Annotated in this window: 17 protein-coding genes; 8 read left to right on the forward strand and 9 right to left on the reverse strand. The window is 65.9% G+C overall.

The features are described 5' to 3' along the window. Positions 1-45: 45 nt before the first annotated feature. Positions 46-1122 carry an acyltransferase gene (locus E5673_RS17765; protein ID WP_136191022.1) on the forward strand — a complete coding sequence of 359 codons (1077 nt, stop codon included), beginning with the start codon at positions 46-48 and terminating at the stop codon, positions 1120-1122. A 6-nt stretch (positions 1123-1128) separates the two neighbouring features. On the opposite strand, the gene E5673_RS17770 is transcribed toward E5673_RS17765, so the two are convergent. From E5673_RS17770 to E5673_RS17790, 5 genes are all read right to left on the reverse strand, one after another. Then, positions 1129-1383 (reverse strand): ATP synthase F1 subunit epsilon, encoded by a 255-nt coding sequence (locus E5673_RS17770; RefSeq protein WP_056488477.1) that lies wholly within the window; start codon positions 1381-1383, stop codon positions 1129-1131. A gap of 126 nt (positions 1384-1509) precedes the next feature. Next, positions 1510-2991 (reverse strand): F0F1 ATP synthase subunit beta, encoded by a 1482-nt coding sequence (gene atpD, locus E5673_RS17775; RefSeq protein ID WP_056065176.1) that lies wholly within the window; start codon positions 2989-2991, stop codon positions 1510-1512. Positions 2992-3008: 17 nt separating this feature from the next. After that, entirely contained in the window at positions 3009-3902 is an 894-nt protein-coding gene (locus tag E5673_RS17780; RefSeq protein ID WP_056065178.1) for a F0F1 ATP synthase subunit gamma, read from the reverse strand. Between the two features lie 141 nt (positions 3903-4043). After that, on the reverse strand, positions 4044-5573 hold the full coding sequence (gene atpA, locus E5673_RS17785; RefSeq protein ID WP_136191023.1) for a F0F1 ATP synthase subunit alpha: 1530 nt from the start codon (positions 5571-5573) through the stop codon (positions 4044-4046). A gap of 4 nt (positions 5574-5577) precedes the next feature. Then, positions 5578-6147, reverse strand: coding sequence for a F0F1 ATP synthase subunit delta (locus E5673_RS17790; protein WP_056065179.1), 570 nt, complete (start codon positions 6145-6147; stop codon positions 5578-5580). Between the two features lie 289 nt (positions 6148-6436). Here E5673_RS17790 and E5673_RS17795 point away from each other — a divergent pair, with 289 nt between their 5' ends. Continuing rightward, positions 6437-7114 carry a dienelactone hydrolase family protein gene (locus E5673_RS17795; RefSeq protein WP_136191024.1) on the forward strand — a complete coding sequence of 226 codons (678 nt, stop codon included), beginning with the start codon at positions 6437-6439 and terminating at the stop codon, positions 7112-7114. Positions 7115-7384: 270 nt separating this feature from the next. Here E5673_RS17795 and E5673_RS17800 read toward each other — a convergent pair whose 3' ends face one another. Beyond that, a complete protein-coding gene (locus E5673_RS17800) occupies positions 7385-8230 on the reverse strand; it encodes an oxidoreductase (RefSeq protein ID WP_136191025.1) in 846 nt (281 codons plus the stop codon). Between the two features lie 113 nt (positions 8231-8343). Between E5673_RS17800 and ada the strand changes: the two genes are divergently transcribed. Then, positions 8344-9390 (forward strand): bifunctional DNA-binding transcriptional regulator/O6-methylguanine-DNA methyltransferase Ada, encoded by a 1047-nt coding sequence (gene ada, locus E5673_RS17805; RefSeq protein WP_136191026.1) that lies wholly within the window; start codon positions 8344-8346, stop codon positions 9388-9390. Here ada and E5673_RS17810 read toward each other — a convergent pair. Next, positions 9366-10868: a trypsin-like peptidase domain-containing protein gene (locus E5673_RS17810; protein WP_136191608.1), complete on the reverse strand. Its 1503-nt coding sequence runs from the start codon at positions 10866-10868 to the stop codon at positions 9366-9368. The two genes, ada and E5673_RS17810, sit on opposite strands and share 25 nt — an antisense overlap. 144 nt (positions 10869-11012) lie before the next feature. On the opposite strand from E5673_RS17810, the gene E5673_RS17815 reads away from it, so the two are divergent. From E5673_RS17815 to E5673_RS17825, 3 genes are all read left to right on the forward strand, one after another. Then, positions 11013-12563: a CpaF family protein gene (locus E5673_RS17815; RefSeq protein WP_120301116.1), complete on the forward strand. Its 1551-nt coding sequence runs from the start codon at positions 11013-11015 to the stop codon at positions 12561-12563. Between the two features lie 505 nt (positions 12564-13068). Continuing rightward, positions 13069-14292, forward strand: a complete 1224-nt coding sequence (locus tag E5673_RS17820) for a PDZ domain-containing protein (RefSeq protein ID WP_168711663.1) — start codon at positions 13069-13071, stop codon at positions 14290-14292. Positions 14293-14300: 8 nt separating this feature from the next. Continuing rightward, positions 14301-15743 carry a hypothetical protein gene (locus E5673_RS17825; protein ID WP_136191027.1) on the forward strand — a complete coding sequence of 481 codons (1443 nt, stop codon included), beginning with the start codon at positions 14301-14303 and terminating at the stop codon, positions 15741-15743. A gap of 15 nt (positions 15744-15758) precedes the next feature. Here E5673_RS17825 and E5673_RS17830 read toward each other — a convergent pair whose 3' ends face one another. Both E5673_RS17830 and phaR read right to left on the reverse strand, forming a co-directional pair. Next, the gene (locus tag E5673_RS17830) at positions 15759-15923 is read right to left on the reverse strand and encodes a hypothetical protein (protein ID WP_247599461.1); all 165 of its coding nucleotides are present in this window, start codon (positions 15921-15923) and stop codon (positions 15759-15761) included. A gap of 24 nt (positions 15924-15947) precedes the next feature. Continuing rightward, on the reverse strand, positions 15948-16490 hold the full coding sequence (gene phaR / locus E5673_RS17835; protein ID WP_056065197.1) for a polyhydroxyalkanoate synthesis repressor PhaR: 543 nt from the start codon (positions 16488-16490) through the stop codon (positions 15948-15950). Between the two features lie 77 nt (positions 16491-16567). Here phaR and E5673_RS17840 point away from each other — a divergent pair, with 77 nt between their 5' ends. Both E5673_RS17840 and E5673_RS17845 read left to right on the forward strand, forming a co-directional pair. Further along, a complete protein-coding gene (locus E5673_RS17840; RefSeq protein ID WP_247599462.1) occupies positions 16568-17563 on the forward strand; it encodes an alpha/beta fold hydrolase in 996 nt (331 codons plus the stop codon). A gap of 33 nt (positions 17564-17596) precedes the next feature. After that, positions 17597-18784, forward strand: a complete 1188-nt coding sequence (locus E5673_RS17845) for an acetyl-CoA C-acetyltransferase (RefSeq protein WP_136191030.1) — start codon at positions 17597-17599, stop codon at positions 18782-18784. Positions 18785-18901 lie beyond the last annotated feature (117 nt).

An 18901-nucleotide genomic window follows, 5' to 3' on the forward strand; every position in this document is an offset into this window, starting at 1 on the left:
GTGCGGGCAACGCGGCTTTAACGCTCCGCCCGGTATACGTGCCAAATGACGCCGTCCCGCATCGCACCCATCCAGTGGCTTCGTGCACTCGCAGCCACGCTCGTGTTGATGATGCACGCGTCCGACATGATCGATTCCGGACCGGTCGCGCTGACCGGCAAGTTCGTACCGTCGGTCCCCAATCTCTCGATGTTCGGTGCGAGCGGGGTCGACCTGTTCTTCGTCATCAGCGGGTTCGTCATGGCGCAATCGCTGGCGACCGCGGACGCTGATTCATGGCGGTTCCTAGCGAAGCGGTGGCTGCGGATCGTACCGTTGTTCGCGTGCGTCAGCGCAGTCTACATGCTGATCATGCACGATCCCTTGACCGTGCCGGCGGCGTGGATGTCGATCACCGTGCTGCCCGTTCTCGACGGAGCGGGCTACCATGTTCCCGCGCTGTATCCGGGCTGGACGCTCGGGTTCGAATTCGCGTTCTACGCCATCGTGGCTGTTGCCATGCGGGCGCCGCAGCGCCGTGTCGAAACGCTGCTGGCCCTCACGGTGGCGCTGGCGCTGATCGGCAGCGTCGTTCATCCCGGCTGGGCACCTTTGAGGTTGCTGCTGAACCCACTCCTGCTTGAATTTGCGCTGGGCGTGGGTGCGTGGATGGCTTGGCATAGCGGGATTAGCGCACGCTATGCGACGCCTGCGCTCGGCATCGGGACCGTGCTGCTGGTGGTCGGGATCGCCTTCGGACTAGGCGTGCCGCTACCGCTTCAGATCGAAGTTGCCGTTGCCGGCACCTCGGGCTTCGCGCGGACCTGGACGTGGGGCATTCCCTGGGCACTGGTGGTAGTCGGGGTGATCGATACGGTTGCCGAGGGACGGTTCGAACGGGTCGTCGCGCGCGTGGGCGATGCGTCCTATTCGACGTACCTGACCCATCCCTGCCTGATCGCGCTGCTCTGGATGGTCGGAGGCTATGCCCCGACCATGTCACCCTATCTGTTCGCGCTGGCGTTCATCGTCGCATCGACGATGCTGGGATTGGCGGTGCATCGGTGGATCGAGCGGCCGCTGCTGGCGCGGTTACAGCGTCGGCCGTCGGTATCGATCAGGCGAGCACCCGCGCTCGCCTGACAGGCATTATTCGCCAGCGTGTTCGGCGAGGACGGTCAGGCCCTTGGCGTTGACCTCGGCGAAGCCGCCCTTGATCGCGATGATCTCGGGCGTGCCGTTCTGCGTGCGGAAGATCTGCACACCGCCGTCGCGGACCGTCGACATGAAGGGCGCGTGGCCTTCGAGGACGCCGAAATCGCCTTCGGTGCCGGGGACGACGACCATGTAGACCTCCTCCGAGCGGACGAGCTTTTCTGGCGTGACGAGTTCGAAATGCAGCATCTTGTTCGCCTTCTCCCTCTCCCCTGCGGGGAGAGGGTCGGGGTGAGGGGCAGTACCGGGCAAGGGCGCTCGTGGCGGCCCCTCACCCCAGCCCTCTCCCCGGAGGGGAGAGGGAGTCAGGTCGGCTTACGCTTCCGCGGCCATCTTCTCGGCCTTGGCGACGGCTTCGTCGATGCCGCCGACCATGTAGAATGCGGCCTCGGGAAGGTGATCATACTCGCCCTCGACCACCGCCTTGAACGACCGGACCGTGTCTTCGAGCTGGACGAACTTGCCGCTGATGCCGGTGAAGACCTCGGCGACGTGGAACGGCTGGCTCAGGAACTTCTGGATCTTCCGCGCCCGCTGGACGGTGAGCTTATCCTCTTCCGACAGCTCGTCCATGCCGAGAATCGCGATGATGTCCTGCAGCGACTTGTACTTCTGCAAGGTCGACTGAACCGCACGCGCGGTGTCGTAATGCTCCTGGCCGACGACACGTGGCTCCAGCAGACGGCTCGTCGAATCGAGCGGATCGACCGCCGGGTAGATGCCCAGCTCGGAGATCGCGCGGTTGAGGTTGGTCGTGGCATCGAGATGCGCGAACGACGTCGCCGGTGCCGGATCGGTGAGATCGTCTGCGGGAACGTACACGGCCTGCACCGAGGTGATCGAGCCCTTGTTGGTCGAGGTGATGCGCTCCTGCAGCGCGCCCATGTCGGTCGACAGCGTCGGCTGATAGCCCACTGCCGACGGAATACGGCCGAGCAGTGCCGAAACCTCTGCGCCCGCCTGCGTGAAGCGGAAGATGTTGTCGACGAAGAACAGGACGTCCTGGCCTTCGACATCGCGGAAATACTCGGCGATCGTCAGGCCCGACAGAGCCACGCGGGCACGCGCGCCTGGCGGCTCGTTCATCTGGCCGAATACCAGCGCGACCTTCGAGCCCTCCGACTGCGGATTGCCGTCGGCATCCTTGGCGATGACGCCCGCGTCGAGGAACTCGTGGTACAGATCGTTACCCTCGCGGGTACGCTCGCCGACGCCCGCGAACACCGAGGTGCCGCCGTGACCCTTGGCGATGTTGTTGATCAGTTCCTGGATCAGCACGGTCTTGCCGACGCCGGCGCCGCCGAACAGGCCGATCTTGCCGCCCTTCGCGTATGGCGCGAGCAGATCGATGACCTTGATGCCGGTGACCAGGATCGCGCTCTCGGTCGACTGGTCGACGAACAAAGGCGCCGAAGCATGGATCGGCGCGGTCGTCTCTGCGCCGACTGGGCCACGCTCGTCGATCGGCTCGCCGATGACGTTGAGGATGCGGCCGAGCGTCTTCGGGCCGACCGGCACGCGGATCTGCGAGCCGGTGTCGGTGACGGTCTGGCCGCGGGTCAGGCCCTCGGTAGCGTCCATCGCGATCGTGCGAACGGTGTTCTCGCCGAGATGCTGTGCGACTTCGAGGACGAGCCGGTTGCCGTTATTGTCGGTTTCGAGCGCCGACAGAATGGCGGGCAAGTTGTCGGGGAAATGCACGTCGACGACCGCACCGATGACCTGCGAGATGCGGCCGGTGTTGTTGGTGGCCTTGGGGGCGAGCGTGGTTCCGAGGGTCTCTGGGGCGGTTGCCATTGTCTGCTTCCTTGGACTTACTTGAGCGCTTCGGCGCCCGAGATGATTTCGACCAGCTCGGTCGTGATCGCGGCTTGGCGGGTACGGTTATACTGGATCGAGAGGCGCGTGATCATGTCGCCGGCATTGCGCGTGGCGTTGTCCATCGCGTTCATGCGCGAACCCTGCTCCGACGCGGCGTTTTCAAGCAACGCGCGGAAAATCTGGATCGCGACGTTGCGCGGCAGGAGATCGGCGAGGATCGCTTCCTCGTCGGGCTCGTACTCGACCACGGCTTCGGCGGGCGCACCCGGCTTTGCTTCCGCGCCCGGGATAGCCGACAGGGGAATCGGGATGATCTGGATGCCGGTCGGGACCTGCACCAGCGCCGAGACGAACTTCGCGTAGAACAGGTGCGCGACATCGAACTGGCCTTCGCCAAAGCGCTTGATCAGGTCTTCGGAGATCTCCTGCGCATCGCTGAACGCGAGCCGCTTGATCTGCCCCATCTCGTGATCGGCGAGGATGTCGTTCGGGAAGAAGCGCTTGATCACGCGCCCCTTCTTGCCGGCGACGTAGAACTTCACGGTCTTGCCGGCTGCGATCAGCTCCTCGGCCTTGCGACGAGCCGCGCGGACGATGTTGGTGTTAAACGCACCCGCGAGGCCGCGCTCCGACGTCGCGATGACGATCAGGTGGACCTGGTCCTTGCCGGTGCCCGCGAGCAGCGGCGAGGCGCCCGGCGCGATGCCGACGCGCCCCGCGAGGCTCGCCATCACCGCTTCGAGACGCTCGGCATACGGACGCCCGGCAACCGCCGCGTCCTGCGCACGGCGCAGCTTCGCAGCGGCGACCATTTTCATCGCCTTGGTGATCTTCTGCGTCGACTTCACCGAGCCGATGCGGATCTTGAGGGCCTTAAGTGATGCCATTCTAGTTCGTCACCGTCCCTAAACCGTCATGCCGGACTTGTTCCGGCATCCACTCCTCCACCAGTCCTACGGGATCTGAGGCACGGTGGACCCCGGAACAAGTCCGGGGTGACGGTGTGTGTATGTCGTTTTCTACGCAGCTCAGGCGAAAGTCTTTGCGAACGCTTCGAGCGCTGCCTTCAGCTTGTCCTTCGCCTCGTTACCCAGGTCGCGGGTATCGCGGATCAGCTTCAGCACGTCGGCATGGTTCGCACGCATGTCGGCCAGCAGCGCCTGCTCGTAGCGGGTCACGTCGGCGACCGGCACCTTGTCGAGATAGCCGCTGGTACCGGCGAAGATCGACACCGTCTGCTCTTCGAACGGCAACGGCGAGAACTGGGCCTGCTTGAGCAGCTCGGTCAGTCGCGCACCACGGTTGAGCAGCTTCTGCGTCGACGCATCGAGATCCGACCCGAACTGCGCGAACGCCGCCATCTCGCGGTACTGCGCCAGCTCGAGCTTGATCGAGCCCGACACCTTCTTCATCGCCTTGGTCTGTGCCGCCGAACCGACGCGCGACACCGACAGGCCGACGTTGATCGCCGGGCGCACGCCCGAGAAGAACAGGTCGGTCTCGAGGAAGATCTGGCCGTCGGTGATCGAGATCACGTTGGTCGGGATGTACGCCGAAACGTCGCCCGCCTGCGTCTCGATGATCGGCAGCGCGGTCAGCGAGCCGCCGCCGTTCGCGTCCGACATCTTCGCGGCACGCTCGAGCAGGCGGCTGTGGAGATAGAACACGTCGCCCGGATACGCTTCACGGCCGGGCGGACGACGCAGCAGCAGCGACATCTGGCGATAGGCGACCGCCTGCTTCGACAGATCGTCGTAGCAGATCAGTGCGTGCATGCCGCGGTCACGGAAATACTCGCCCATCGCGACACCGGTGTACGGTGCGAGATACTGCAGCGGTGCGGGGTCCGACGCGGTCGCGGCGATGACGATGGTGTATTCCATCGCGCCGTTCTCTTCGAGCGTCTTGACCAGCTGGGCGACGGTCGAGCGCTTCTGGCCGATCGCGACATAGACGCAATACAGCTTCTTCGACTCATCGTCGCCGGCGTTCGCGATCTTCTGGTTGATGAACGCGTCGATCGCGACGGCGGACTTGCCGGTCTGGCGATCGCCGATGATCAGCTCGCGCTGGCCGCGGCCGACGGGAACGAGTGCGTCGATCGCCTTGAGCCCGGTCTGGACCGGCTCGCTGACCGACTGGCGCGGGATGATGCCCGGTGCCTTCACTTCGACGCGGCAGCGCTCGGTGGTGTGGATCGGGCCCTTGCCGTCGATCGGGTTGCCGAGGCCATCGACCACGCGGCCGAGCAGCTCCTTGCCGATCGGCACGTCGACGATCGTGCCGGTGCGCTTGACGATGTCGCCTTCCTTGATCTCGGAATCGCTCCCGAAGATCACGACGCCGACATTATCGGCCTCGAGGTTGAGCGCCATGCCCTGCACGCCATTCGAGAATTCGACCATCTCGCCGGCCTGGACGTTGTCGAGGCCGAAGATGCGCGCGATGCCGTCGCCGACGCTCAGCACCTGGCCGGTCTCGCTGACCTGGGCCTCGGTACCGAAATTGGCGATCTGATCCTTGATGATCTTCGAGATTTCTGCGGCGCGGATATCCATTAGCTTAGCCCTTCATCGCGTGCGCGAGAGTGTTGAGACGCGTCTTGATCGACGAATCGATCATCTGGCTGCCGACGCGGACGACGAGTCCACCCAGCAACGATGGGTCGACGCTGAGGTCGACGGAAACTTCACGGCCGACGCGCTGGCGGAGCTGATGCTTCAGCTCGATCACCTGCTCATCGGTCAGCGGATGCGCGGACGTCACCTCGGCTGCGATCTCGCCGCGATGCTGCGCGGCAAGTGTCCGGAATGCCTTGATGATCTTCGGCAGCGCGCCCAACCGGTGGTTCTCGGCGAGGACGCCGAGGAAGCTCTTGGTGGTCGCATCGACACCGAGTTCGTCGGCGACCGCGGAGACAGCCTTCACGGCGGCGCCACGCGACACCATCGGGCTGGACGTCAGCGTGCGGAAGTCCTCCGACTGCGCGAGCGCGTCGCGCACGTTCGCCAGGCTCGATTCGACCGCGTCGATCGTCTTGGCGTCACGGGCGAGTTCGAACAGAGCCAGCGCATAACGCCCGCCCAAGCTCGCCTGAATAGCGCCGCCGACATTACCGGGGGATGTCTCCACGGACCTTTGAATCCTCGCCTGAAACCGAAAATAGTGCCGCCCCATGGGGGAAGAGGGCGCGAAAGCACCTCTCATGGGACGCGGCGCGGGTAGCATCGGGTTCGCGGATTAGCAACCCGGCCGGAGGGTCGTGGCGGTGGGTTTGTGACTGTTTTGTCATCGGCTTCCACACAAACTGTGTCACCCCGGACCTGTTCCGGGGTCCACCCCTCCGCTAAACCCGACGCCTGTTGCTCATGTGGCACGGTGGATGCCGGAACCAGTCCGGCATGACGAATAGGAAATCAGAATGACCGGCACGATGGAAACGATGACGATGTCCGACGGCGCGACCGTTGCGGTCTATCATGCACAGCCGACCGGCGAGCGCCGCGGCGGCCTCGTGCTGGTGCAGGAGATCTTCGGCGTGACAGACCACATCCGCGACCTGTGCGACGAGTACGCCGCAGACGGCTACGAGGTGCTGGCACCGGCCCTGTTCGACCGCGAGCACCCAGGCTTCGAGGCGGACTATTCGGGCGAAGGCCTCGCGCGTGGCGTCGAACTCGCACGGCAGCTTCACCCGTTCGACCTGTCGCTGAAGGACGTCCAGACCTGCATCGACACGCTCGCCCCCGCCGGGCCGGTGTTCGTGGTCGGCTATTGCTACGGCGGCTCGGTCGCGTGGTTCGCTTCGACCAAGCTCACCGGCGTCGCGGCGGCGAGCGGCTATTACGGCAGCATGATCCCGGCGGCAGCGGACGAGGAACCGAAGGTGCCGGTGATTCTTCACTTCGGTCGCCACGACCACGGTATCCCGATGGAGGGCGTCGAGCAGGTGATCGCGAAGGATTGGCCGAATGCGACGGTGTACGTCTACGAGGCGGGCCACGGGTTCAATTCGGACCGGCGGAAGGATTATCACGAGCCTAGCGCGGATTTGGCGAAGCAGCGGACGCTGGAACTGTTCCGCGCCAACGGCGGCTGATCACCGCCCTTCCCCAACCCTAACGCCACCCCGGCGAAGGCCGGGGCCCAGTTGGGGGACGTTGCTAAAGGAGGACGGCCCTTCGTTATTACCACCTTTCCAACTGGATCCCGGCCTTCGCCGGGGTGGTGGATGTGGTAGAAGGCGTCGGTGCAGGCTGGCGCTACAAACGTGAAAGCAGCCCCTGCTTCCTTGTTCTCCCGCGAAGGCGGGAGCCCAGTCTGGGTCCCCGCCTTCGCGGGGAAACAATTCTATTTCGCTCGGTCGAGATTACTCCTCTGGAAAATCCGCCCCAAGGCTATCCGCCTTGTGCGCCTCGATCTCCTTCAACCGCTCAGCCAGTTTCTTCGTCACCGCATCATACCCCCAGGCCCCCAGCACCAAGTGCCGCGGCGGGTTGGCATCCTCGGTCAGCGCGATCATCGCCTCGCCGGCGCGCACCGGGTCACCCGCCTGCGTCCCGCTAACCTCACGCGTACCATCCAGCCGCTTGCCCGCAGTATCCGCATAGTCCGCGATCTTCACCGGCGTCTGCTTCAGCGAACGCCCGGCCCAATCCGTCCGGAACGGCCCCGGCTCGACGCACGTCACGTCGATCCCAAGCGGCTTGACCTCGGCAAGTAACGCATCCGACCAACCCTCCACCGCATGCTTCGACGCGGCATAATAGCCCGAGCCCGGGAATCCGACCTGACCCGCGACAGACGTTATGTTGATGATATGGCCGCTCTTCTGCCCCCGCATGATCGGCAGCACCGCGCGAGTCAGCGCGAACAACCCGAACACGTTTGCATCGAACTGCGCGCGGATCTCGGACTCGACACCCTCCTCGACCGATGCCTGATAGCCGTATCCTGCGTTGTTCACGAGCACGTCGATCCGCCCGAACTTCGCCTTGGCCTGCGCCACCGCGTCGTCGATCTGCGCCTGCTCCGTCACGTCGAGCGACAGCGCGAGCGCACGATCCTCGGCGCCCTCCGCGAGATCGGCGACGCGATCCGCATCCCGCGCGGTAACCACCGCACGCCAACCGCGCCCGAGCACGAGCTTGGCGAGTTCGCGACCGAAACCGGTCGAGCAGCCGGAAATGAACCAGACGGGCGTGTCGGAGGCCATGAGACATCTTTCATTAGGGGGTATGCCCAGGAGAACGGCCAGACCACCGATTGGCTCCGCTTTGACCGCAAGCCACGGGATGCACGCGCGTCGCGACCGGCTATACCGATCCAATGACTATCGCCCCCGACACCGATACCGCCTGGAAAGCGTTCGAAGCTCGCGACCGCGCGTGGGACGGCCGGTTCGTCGTCGGCGTGAAAACCACCGGCATCTACTGCAAGCCAAGCTGCCCCGCGCGCCACCCCAAGCGCGAGAACGTCACCTTCCACCCCGATCCGCCGAGCGCCTGCGCCGCCGGCTTCCGCGCATGCCTGCGCTGCACCCCGGACGAAGTCGGCCGCGACCGGACCGCCGTCGCCGCCGCGGTCGCGCTGCTCGAAGCCACCGAAGACCGCCTTTCGCTAGATGAGGTCGCGGCAAAAGTCGGCTACGCGCCCCATCATTTCCACCGCCTGTTCAAGCGCGCCACCGGCGTCACCCCAGCGGCCTACGCGCGTGCGCTCCGCACCGGACGCGCGGCCAATGCCCTATCGGAGGATTCGACCGTGACCGAAGCGATCTATGACGCCGGCTATTCCGCCCCCAGCCGCTTCTACGAAGCCGACGCCAAACGGCTCGGCATGGCCCCCAGCGCCTGGGCGCGCGGCGGCGAAGGCGTCACGATCCGCTGGACCATCGCCGACACGAGCCTCGGCACGCTGTTCGTCGCCGCGACCGACAAGGGCCTGTGTCGCGTGTCGTTCGACGAAGATGCCGACGAACTTCGCCGCCGCTTCCCCAACGCCACGATTGAACCAGGCGACGCAGCCCTCGCCGACCTAGCAGCGCAAGTCGTAGCTGCCGTCGAATCCCCCGAACGCGACCAAGACCTCCCACTCGACGTCCGAGGCACCGCGTTCCAGGAAGCGATCTGGCAAGCCCTACGCACCATCCCGATCGGCGAAACCCGCACTTACAGTGAACTCGCAGCGCTCGCCGGCCGTCCTGCCGCAGTCCGCGCCGCCGGCACCGCGTGCGGCCAGAATCCAGTGTCGATCGTCATCCCCTGCCACCGCGCCCAGCGCATCGGCGGCGCGCTCGGCGGCTATGCCTACGGGCTGGACCGCAAGCGCGCGCTACTCGCCTCCGAAGCTCAGCGCGCCGACTTGCAGGAATAGACCAGCTTCTCGTTCGGCAACGGCGGCAACACCGCACGCACCGCAGCCTGCTGCCCTGCAAGCCGACCCAACGCCGCCTCATCCATGTTGCACACGTTCGGCACGACGCCCCGCGCGGTCCGCGCCGCCTCCATCCCCGCCGCCGACATCAGATAGCGCGTGTTCGAATAGACGCGCGTCGCCGGATCGAACGACAGCACGGACACGGTCTGCTCGGCATCCGGCACCAGCACGCGGTCCCAGCGACCATTCGCGCCGACATATTGCGTCTCGCCGTTCACACACCCCTTCGCACCCCAGTCGATCGGCACGTCCTCGCTCGACGAGATCGTGATCCGGCTACGCTCCGGGATCAGCGTGCACATCAGCTTGCCGAGCGCGGCATCGGGCGTCGATATTCGCGTCTTGGGCAGCGCGGACAGCGGCACGTCGACCTCACCCGAGGGCCGCAGCACGAACACGACGATCGCGACCAGCACGCTCAGCCCGCCGATACCCAGCGCCCAAACTGCCTGACGCCGCTGCCCGCGCGATTCGAGCAACCCCGCGCTCCCGATCACCAGCGCCCCCGCCACCAGCAACAGCCCGGCGAGCGCCATGACGTTCTCCCGCGCGCGCCCGGCTTCGGTCCGCGCCTTTTCCAGCGCGACCTCGCGCGTCATCGCATCCTGCGTCGCGGCGTCACGCTTGGCGGACGCCGCATCGGCGGTCGCCTTCGCATCCGCGTCGGCGTCCTGCCGCAAGCGATCCTCGATCGACGTGCATCCCGTCCCGATCGACGCATAAGGCTGTTTCGCATCGCGCAGGAAGCCCGCCAGTTCGGTATCCGCAATCGCGAACCCGAACGTCGAATCGCCCTCCTCGCCGCGCGTGATCGCCGAGTTCACCCCGATCACCCGCCCGCAGCGATCGAGCAACGGCCCACCCGAATTGCCTCGCGCGATGCTCGCCGTGTGAAGAAGCACCTCGACACTACTCAGCACGCGCCGGCCGGAGAGCACGCCCTCCGACCGCACCGGCGTCATCGGCCGGATATAATCCGCCGCCGACCGCGCCGTCGCCAGGTCGACGTTCCCCGGAAAGCCGAGCGACACCACCGGATCGCCCTCGGTCATCGGCCCGGTATACAGTGCGCTCGGCGGCAGGCGCGCGCCGGTGAACTCGATCAGCGCCAGGTCGCGCTGCGAATCATACGCGATTACCTTGCCCTGGTACGACTTGCTGCCCTCGGTCGGGACGATGCCGACGACGACGTTGTCAGGGTAGCGCTCGGCGAGATCGACGACGTGCGCGTTGGTGACGATCCGGTTGGGCGCGATCGCGAAGCCGCTGCCGTGGCCGAAGCCGACCACCTGGTCGTCGACCACCGCGATCGTCACGACGCGCACGACGCCGCGCCCGGTGGCGGCGATGTCGTCCGCAGATGCGGAGCTCGCCAACCCGAAGGTGAGCGCGAGAAGAAGCAGCAGGCGGATCATGTGCCTGCCTTCGGCGAGTTCGCGGCGGCGATCAACCCTGACCATCGCACCGCGCGACAGCGGCCCATTCACGCGCCTGTTTTGGTTAGCAAATTATCAAGGCTTGGCGCCTAACCCGGTCGGCATTCATCCAGGGATACAGGCATGAGCGCATTCGGGCGTCGTAATGGCATCAGCGGGGGGCAGTCGGCCCGTCCCGCATTCGGCGTCGCGCGTCCGATGCAGGGAAGTTCGATACCGGGCAGCAATCCCGTGGCGCGCGCGGAACCCGAGGGCGGTGCGCAATTCCCGCCGATCGATTCGCTGCCGATGCCGGGGGAGACCGACGGATTCAGCTCGGGCATGATGCCCGCCGGACAGCTAGACGCGATGCAGCGCCTGTCCGATCGCCAGAATGCGAGCGGGGAAGCGGGCAACAGCCGGACCGAGGGCTTCGAACAGTCGATCCACAAGATCAAGGAACAGGTCCTCCCGCGCCTGCTCGAACGCGTCGATCCCGAGGCTGCGGCGACTCTCAACAAGGACGAGCTCGCCGAGGAATTCCGCCCGATCATCGGCGAAGTGCTCGCCGAACTGAAGCTGACGCTCAACCGCCGCGAACAGTTCGCACTGGAAAAAGTGCTGGTCGACGAACTGCTCGGGCTCGGGCCGTTGGAGGAGCTGCTGGCGGATCCGAACATCACCGACATCATGGTGAACGGCCCCGACCAGACCTATGTCGAGCGCAAGGGCAAGCTCGAACTCGCGCCGATCCAGTTCCGTGACGAGGAGCATCTGTTCCAGATCGCGCAGCGGATCGTCAATTCGGTCGGCCGTCGCGTCGACCAGACCTCGCCGCTCGCCGATGCGCGTTTGAAGGACGGCTCCCGCGTCAACGTGATCGTGCCGCCGCTGTCGCTGCGTGGCACCGCGATCTCGATTCGTAAATTTTCCGCCAAACCGATCACGCTCGACATGATGGCCGGGTTCGGCTCGATGTCGCCGAAGATGGCGACCGCGCTGAAGATCGCCGGGGCGTCGCGGTTCAACGTCGTCATCTCGGGCGGTACGGGCTCGGGCAAGACGACGATGCTCAACGCGCTGTCGAAGATGATCGACCCCGGCGAGCGCGTGCTGACGATCGAGGATGCCGCCGAGCTTCGCCTGCAACAGCCGCATTGGCTACCGCTCGAAACGCGCCCCGCGAACCTAGAAGGCCAGGGCGAGATCAGCATCCGCGACCTCGTCAAGAACGCGCTGCGTATGCGTCCCGACCGGATCATCCTGGGCGAAATTCGTGGCAGCGAGTGTTTCGACATGCTCGCGGCCATGAACACCGGTCACGACGGCTCGATGTGCACGCTCCACGCCAACTCCCCGCGCGAGGCGCTCGCTCGCATGGAGAACATGGTGATGATGTCCGACATCAAGGTGCCGAAGGAAGCCATCTCGCGCCAGATCGCCGATTCGGTCGAGCTGATCATCCAGGTGAAGCGCCTGCGCGACGGCTCGCGCCGCGTGACCAACATCACCGAGGTGATCGGCATGGAAGGCCCGGTGATCGTCACGCAGGAGCTGTTCAAGTTCGAATACATGGACGAGTCGGCGGACGGTAAGATCCTGGGCGAGTACCGGTCGATGGGATTGCGGCCGTATACGCTGGAGAAGGCGAAGCAGTTCGGGTTCGACCAGGCGTATCTGGAGGCGTGCCTGTAGGGGCGGAAGCGTGCCGAAATCGAGCATTTCCAGCTTCACTTCCACCACCCCGGCGGAGGCCGGGGCCCAATTGGAAAGGCGGCAGTAACGGCATACTGCCCGCAATCATCACCGTTCCCCCAATTGGGCCCCGGCCTCCGCCGGGGTGGTGTTCTGTTTGAGCGTTGCGGGCATCTTGGCAGGGCTAGTTTCGGCAATGCCGATACCGAAAGGCTGATGGCAGGGCTGTTTCAGCCAAGCGGACCCGCCGTCTACCGTCCCCTCGCGAACGCGGGGGTCTAGGGGCCACGAACGCCCCGCTTGTGACGCTGGACTCCCGCGTTAGCCGGAGAGCAATTATTGTTTTGCCAAGCCAGGCTTAACTGGATCAAGATAAAGCGCGCCGTGCCAAGCGGATACTGTCTCGCAGGCAAGCACGCCGCATCGCTATCCACCCCGTCTCCGCCCCGCCCCGGCGAAGCCCCCGCTTGTACCCGTCCCGCGACCCGCTAGGGGACAGCGCCACATGCGTCGTGCCCTGCTCACCCTCGTCCCGCTGATCGCGGTCCTCTTCGTCTCGGCGCGCGAGCCCTCGAAATCCGCTCCGGCAACCGCGACCTCCCCCGCCGCACGCGACCGCGGCGTGTACCATCTCGCGGCGGACGCCGAAGCGCGCTGGATCGCGTTCGACCTCACCCCCGGCAACCAGATCCGCTTCAAGATGCAGCTCGACGGCCGCGACGTGACCGCGATCCTCGACACCGGCGTCAGCTACACGCTGCTCGCCAAGGCCTCCCCCGCGGCCGATCCCGCCAAGCTGGTCGCGGGTGGCAGCGCGACCGCGATCGGCGGATCGGTCGCACTCGGCTGGATGCCGACGCGCTCGGTCGCGCTCGGCGGCCTTGCGCGGACCGGTGGCGGCGTGACCGTCGCCGACCTGCCCGCGATCGCCACCGGCAGCGCCTCCGCGGTCGACCTGCTGGTCGGTGCCGACATGCTCGCCGGCCATGCGCTCGACATCGATTACGCCGCCAAGCGCTTTCGCCTGCTCCGCTCCGGCCGCCTGCCGTTCAAGGGCGAGAGCGCACCGCTGCGCGTCTCCGCCGAGCGCAGCGTGTATGAAAGCGCGCTCACGCTGGGCGGCCGGCGCCTCGCGCCGATCGTGGTCGATACTGGCGACGGCTCGTCGATCACCGTCACGGCGGCGGGATGGCAGGCGGCAAACCTGAAGGCGTTGCGCACCACCAGCGCGATCGCGTTCGGGCTCGCCGGCCCGGCAGTCAGCGGCCTTGCGATCGTTCCCGAGATTGGCGTCGGCGAGATGATCGCGCGCGAGGCCGAGGTCCGGATCGAACCCGCAGACGGCTTCTCGCAGGCGATCGGCACCGCCGGGCGCATCGGCTCCGGCTTCCTTCAGAACTACCGCGTCCTGCTCGATCCGGGCGCACGGCGGATGGTGCTCAGCCGAGGTCCCAGGGCCGACCTGCCGCCGCCGCGTTCGACCAGTGGCCTGCTGATCGGGATCGAGAAAGACCGGCTGAAAATTCTCCACGTCATGCGCGGCGGCCCTGCGGCGGCGTCCGGCTGGAAGGACGGCGACCTGATCTGCGCGATCGACGGCACACCCGTCACCAGCGGCTATTCGACGAGCCCGATCGCGTCATGGACGGCGGGTATGCCCGGCCGTGTCGTGACGCTCGGACTGTGCGACGGCACCATACGCAAGCTCGAATTGACGCATTTTTATTAGGACTGCCCATGTTTAGCCTGCGTCACCGATCGGGGCAGGCAATCTTGCTGCTCCTCGTCGCCTTTGCGCTCCGTAGTCCGTTCTTCGGCAATCCGGTGATCCATAGCGACGAGCAATTCTACCTGCTGGTCGGCGATCGCCTGCTGCACGGCGCATGGCCATTCGTCGACATCTTCGATCGCAAGCCGGTCGGCCTGTTCCTGATCTTCGCCGGCATCCGCAGCGTCGGCGGCGATGGCGTGCTGATGTACCAGCTTGCCGCGACGCTCGTCGCCACCGCCACGGCATTCCTGGTCGCGCGGATCGTCAGCCGCCTGTGCTCCGATGACGCGAACCCGGTGGCGAGCGTCGGCGCGGCGCTGATCTATCTCGTCTGGATCATCGTGTTCGACGGTGCGGGCGGGCAGTCGGCAATATGGGGCAATGCCTTGATGGCGGCTGCCGCGCTGCTGATGCTCGATACGACGCGCGGCCACCGGCACATCTCCTTGCGCGGTGCCGGGGCGATGCTGCTGATCGGTCTGGCGATGCAGATCAAATACACCGCCATGTTCGAGGGTATATTTTTCGGTCTGACGCTGGTGTGGGCCGCGTATCGCGAGGGGCGGTCGATCGGTCGCCTGGCGGCCGATGCCGGATTGTGGATCGGCGCAGCGCTGTTCCCGACCGCGCTTGCCTGGATAGTCTATGCCGCGGCCGGCCACGGCGACGCCTTCGTCTTCGCCAATTTCCTTTCGATCTTCGGTCAGCAGGACGACGATACGCTCAACTCAAACCTGCTGAAGCTGCTGGGCGGCGTCGGCATGAGCCTGCCGCTCGCCTGGCTTGCATGGCGTGGCCGTCGGGCGGGAAGCTTCGCGCTGGGATGGCTCGCGGCGGCGGTGATCGCGATCCTCATCATGCATACGTTCGAGCTGCTCTATCTGCTGCCCCTCGCGCTGCCGCTGTCGGTCGCCGCCGGCACGGGGCTGAGCGGCCCGACCGTCCGCACGACCATGGTCCGCCTTGCCGCCGTACTGGTGTTCGGCGCACTGGCGGCGACCGTCATGACGAGTATCCGCATCGGACGGCGCGGCAATGCGCGCCAGATCGCGCAACTCGTCCAGATGATCGGCCAGCAACCCCGCGGCTGCATGTTCGCCTATGGCAGCGAGCCGATCCTCTATTTCCTGACCCGGTCCTGCCTGCCAACGCCGTATATCTTCCGCAGTCATCTTGGCCAGACGGCCGAATCGCACGGCACGGGAGTCGATCCGGTCGTGGAAGTCGCGCGGTTGCTCGCAGCCCGGCCCGGCGTGATCGTCGTACGCGCGCCCAAGCCCAGCACGAACCTCGCGACCCAGGCGCTCGTACTGCGCGCGATCGCCACGCGGTATCGACTGGTCGGCTCGGTGAAGATCGGCGGGTTGCCGCAGAGCGTCTATCGCCTGCGCACCGACGCTGCCCGTTGACGAGGCGCGGTTACCTCAAGTCTTGAACGCGAGGCCGATCGTCACCGCGAGTCCGATCAGCGCCAGCATCTGGACGGCCGGCCAGTCGACCCAGCCCACCGAATCCGGATCGCGCCGACGGCGCCGTCTACGTTCGCCAAGCCCCGCCACCACGGCCAGCACGGCGAGACCTCCGCTCACACTCCACAGAACCGGGGCCATCGTTCAGCCGAGCTTCTCGACCTTTTCCTGCAACTTGGCGAGTTCGTTGCGCAGCGCAGCGATCTCATCGTCCTTGCTGGCGGCGGGTGCAGGCGCAGGTGCGGGCGGCGTCATCGCCTGTGTTGCGGCGTCGAACATCTCGAGGTTGCGCTTGGCGATGTCGGCGAAGGGCGAGTTCGCGAACGCGCCTTCGACTGCGGACTTGAACTGGTCGTGGTTGCGACGAAAGCTGTCCATCGACGCCTCCAGATACCCTGGCACCATCGTCTGCATCGAATCGCCGTACATCGAGATCAACTGGCGCAGGAAGTTCACCGGCATCATCGTCTCGCCGCGGCTCTCCTCCTCCATGATGATCTGCGTCAGGACATTGTGCGTGATGTCCTCGTCGGTCTTCGCATCGACCACCTTGAAGTCGCGTCCCTCGCGAGTCATCGTCGCGAGATGATCGAGCGTGATGTAGGATGACGACTCGGTGTTATAGAGCCGCCGGTTGGCGTACTTCTTGATGATGACGATTCCGTCGGCAGCCTTTTGCTTCTTCATGGATCCCCCGTCTTATGTTTGAAACGGAGGCTACAGTCTTTGATGACGCACCGCAACAAGGTCCGAGGCCCTTACCCTTGTTCCTTTCCGTGCTGCGCAACGAGACTGCAGCATCGCCCGAACGGATGGCCCGCGCGCTAGCGGGATTGCGCGCTTATCAGAGCGCACCGCGAGAGGAACGCCCCGTTTCGCGGCCTGCGATCCACCGCGCGGGCCGGGTCGCGCTGCGCGACTATGGCGGCGAAGGGCGTCCCGTCGTGTTCGTCCCATCGTTGATAAACCCGCCCGACATCCTCGATCACTCGCCCGAGTCTTCGCTGGTGCAATGGATCGCTAAGCAAGGATTCCACGTTTGGCTGGTCGACTGGGGATCACCCGGCGACGCGGACCGCGACCTCGATCTGGCGGCGCATGTCGAGCGGTTGCTCGTCCCGCTGCTCCAGGCACTGCCCGAGCCGCCGGTACTGGTCGGCTATTGCCTCGGCGGCACGCTCGCGCTGGGCGCCGCTGCGATCACGCCCACCGCCGGTGTCGCGACGATCGCCGCCCCCTGGCACTTCGCGGGTTATGGCGAGGGCCGCCCCACGCTCGCCGCGACCTGGGCTGCGGTCCAGCCCGCCGCCGCGATGCTCGGCCTGCTCCCGATGGAAGTGCTCCAGGCCGGCTTTTGGCAACTCGACCCTGCGCGCACGATCGCCAAATACGAAGCCTTCGCCGACCTCCCCCCCGACAGCGACGCGGCCCGCGCGTTCGTCCGGCTCGAGGACTGGGCCAACGCAGGCGCCCCCCTTCCCTACGCCGCCGCCGCCTCGCTGTTCGAGGACTGCATCGCCAACGACCTCCCCGGCAAAGGCCGCTGGGACATCGCCGGTACCCCGGTCGATCCGGCCGCGCTAGCCTGCCCCACGGTCGAGTTCGTTTCACTCAGCGACCACATCGTCCCCGCCGCCACCGCGATCGGCCTCGCCGACCGCCGCGACCTCGGCGCAGGCCATGTCGGCATGATCGTCGGCCGTTCCGCTCGCTCGCGCCTGTGGGAACCGCTCGCCAACTGGATCGCCGCGCTCGGCTGACCTACATGGGGTCCAACCATAGAGGATCCCGACATGACCGACCTGAACCCCCACGACGTCGTCATCACCGCCGCCAAGCGCACCCCCGTCGGCAGCTTCCTCGGCGCGTTCGCGAGCGTACCTGCGCACGAACTCGGTCGCATCGCGATCGAAGCCGCGCTCGAACAGGCGGGCGTGGCCGGCGAAGACGTCTCCGAAGTGATCCTCGGCCAAGTCCTCACCGCAGCCCAGGGCCAGAACCCCGCCCGCCAGGCCTCGATGGCCGCAGGTGTTCCCAAGGAGATCCCCGCCTGGGGCGTCAACCAGGTCTGCGGCTCGGGCCTCCGCGCGGTCGCACTCGCGGCACAGGCGATCCAGACCGGCGACGCGACCATCGTCGTCGCGGGTGGCCAGGAATCAATGTCGCTTTCCGCTCATGCGCAGTCGATCCGTGGCGGCCAGAAGATGGGCAATCTCAGCCTCGTCGACACGATGGTCAGCGACGGCCTGACCGACGTCTTCAACGGGTATCACATGGGTATCACCGCCGAGAATCTAGCCGAGCAATACCAGATCACGCGCGGCGAACAGGACGCCTTCTCGGTCGCCTCGCAGAACAAGGCCGAGGCCGCACGCGGTTCGGGCCGCTTCAAAGACGAGATCGCGCCCGTCACGATCAAGGGCCGCAAGGGCGACACCATCGTCGCCGACGACGAATATATCCGCGCCGGCGCGACGATCGAGAGCGTCTCGGGCGTGAAGCCCGCGTTCAAGAAGGACGGCACGGTAACGGCGGCTAACGCCAGCGGCCTCAACGACGGCGCCGCCGCGCTCGTCATGATGCGTCGCGACGAAGCCGAACGCCGTGGCTCGACGATCCTCGCGACGATCAAGAGCTGGGCGTCGGCCGGTGTGGACCCCTCGATCATGGGCATCGGTCCCGTCCCCGCCACAAGGCGCGCATTGAAGAAAGCCGGCTGGACGCTCGCCGACCTCGACCTGATCGAAGCCAACGAAGCCTTTGCCGCCCAGGCGCTGTCGGTCGGCAAGGAACTCGGCTGGGACGCATCGAAGGTCAACGTCAACGGCGGCGCGATCGCGATCGGCCACCCGATCGGCGCCAGTGGCGCGCGCGTCCTGACGACGCTGATCTATGAGATGCAAAAGCGCGACGCCAAGCGCGGACTGGCGACTCTCTGCATCGGCGGCGGCATGGGAATTGCCATGTGCCTGGAAAGGTAGGAAAACTGACCTTATGTTGCGGATATGTTACAGAATTATATTAAAGTGACAGAAAATTTAATAAGTTGCCATTAATCATTGCGTGTCCGCCAGGTTTGGCGGCACCGTGGTTCCGTT

It is taken from the genome of Sphingomonas sp. PAMC26645 (assembly GCF_004795835.1).
Taxonomy (GTDB): Bacteria; Pseudomonadota; Alphaproteobacteria; order Sphingomonadales; family Sphingomonadaceae; genus Sphingomonas.

Coding starts and splice junctions, on each gene's coding strand:
- E5673_RS17765 (WP_136191022.1), top strand. CDS start 46: ATGACGCCGTCCCGCATCGCACCCATCCAGTGGCTTCGTGCACTCGCA.
- E5673_RS17770 (WP_056488477.1), bottom strand. CDS start 1,383: ATGCTGCATTTCGAACTCGTCACGCCAGAAAAGCTCGTCCGCTCGGAG.
- atpD (WP_056065176.1), bottom strand. CDS start 2,991: ATGGCAACCGCCCCAGAGACCCTCGGAACCACGCTCGCCCCCAAGGCC.
- E5673_RS17780 (WP_056065178.1), bottom strand. CDS start 3,902: ATGGCATCACTTAAGGCCCTCAAGATCCGCATCGGCTCGGTGAAGTCG.
- atpA (WP_136191023.1), bottom strand. CDS start 5,573: ATGGATATCCGCGCCGCAGAAATCTCGAAGATCATCAAGGATCAGATC.
- E5673_RS17795 (WP_136191024.1), top strand. CDS start 6,437: ATGACCGGCACGATGGAAACGATGACGATGTCCGACGGCGCGACCGTT.
- E5673_RS17800 (WP_136191025.1), bottom strand. CDS start 8,230: ATGGCCTCCGACACGCCCGTCTGGTTCATTTCCGGCTGCTCGACCGGT.
- ada (WP_136191026.1), top strand. CDS start 8,344: ATGACTATCGCCCCCGACACCGATACCGCCTGGAAAGCGTTCGAAGCT.
- E5673_RS17810 (WP_136191608.1), bottom strand. CDS start 10,868: ATGATCCGCCTGCTGCTTCTTCTCGCGCTCACCTTCGGGTTGGCGAGC.
- E5673_RS17815 (WP_120301116.1), top strand. CDS start 11,013: ATGAGCGCATTCGGGCGTCGTAATGGCATCAGCGGGGGGCAGTCGGCC.
- E5673_RS17820 (WP_168711663.1), top strand. CDS start 13,069: ATGCGTCGTGCCCTGCTCACCCTCGTCCCGCTGATCGCGGTCCTCTTC.
- E5673_RS17825 (WP_136191027.1), top strand. CDS start 14,301: ATGTTTAGCCTGCGTCACCGATCGGGGCAGGCAATCTTGCTGCTCCTC.
- phaR (WP_056065197.1), bottom strand. CDS start 16,490: ATGAAGAAGCAAAAGGCTGCCGACGGAATCGTCATCATCAAGAAGTAC.
- E5673_RS17845 (WP_136191030.1), top strand. CDS start 17,597: ATGACCGACCTGAACCCCCACGACGTCGTCATCACCGCCGCCAAGCGC.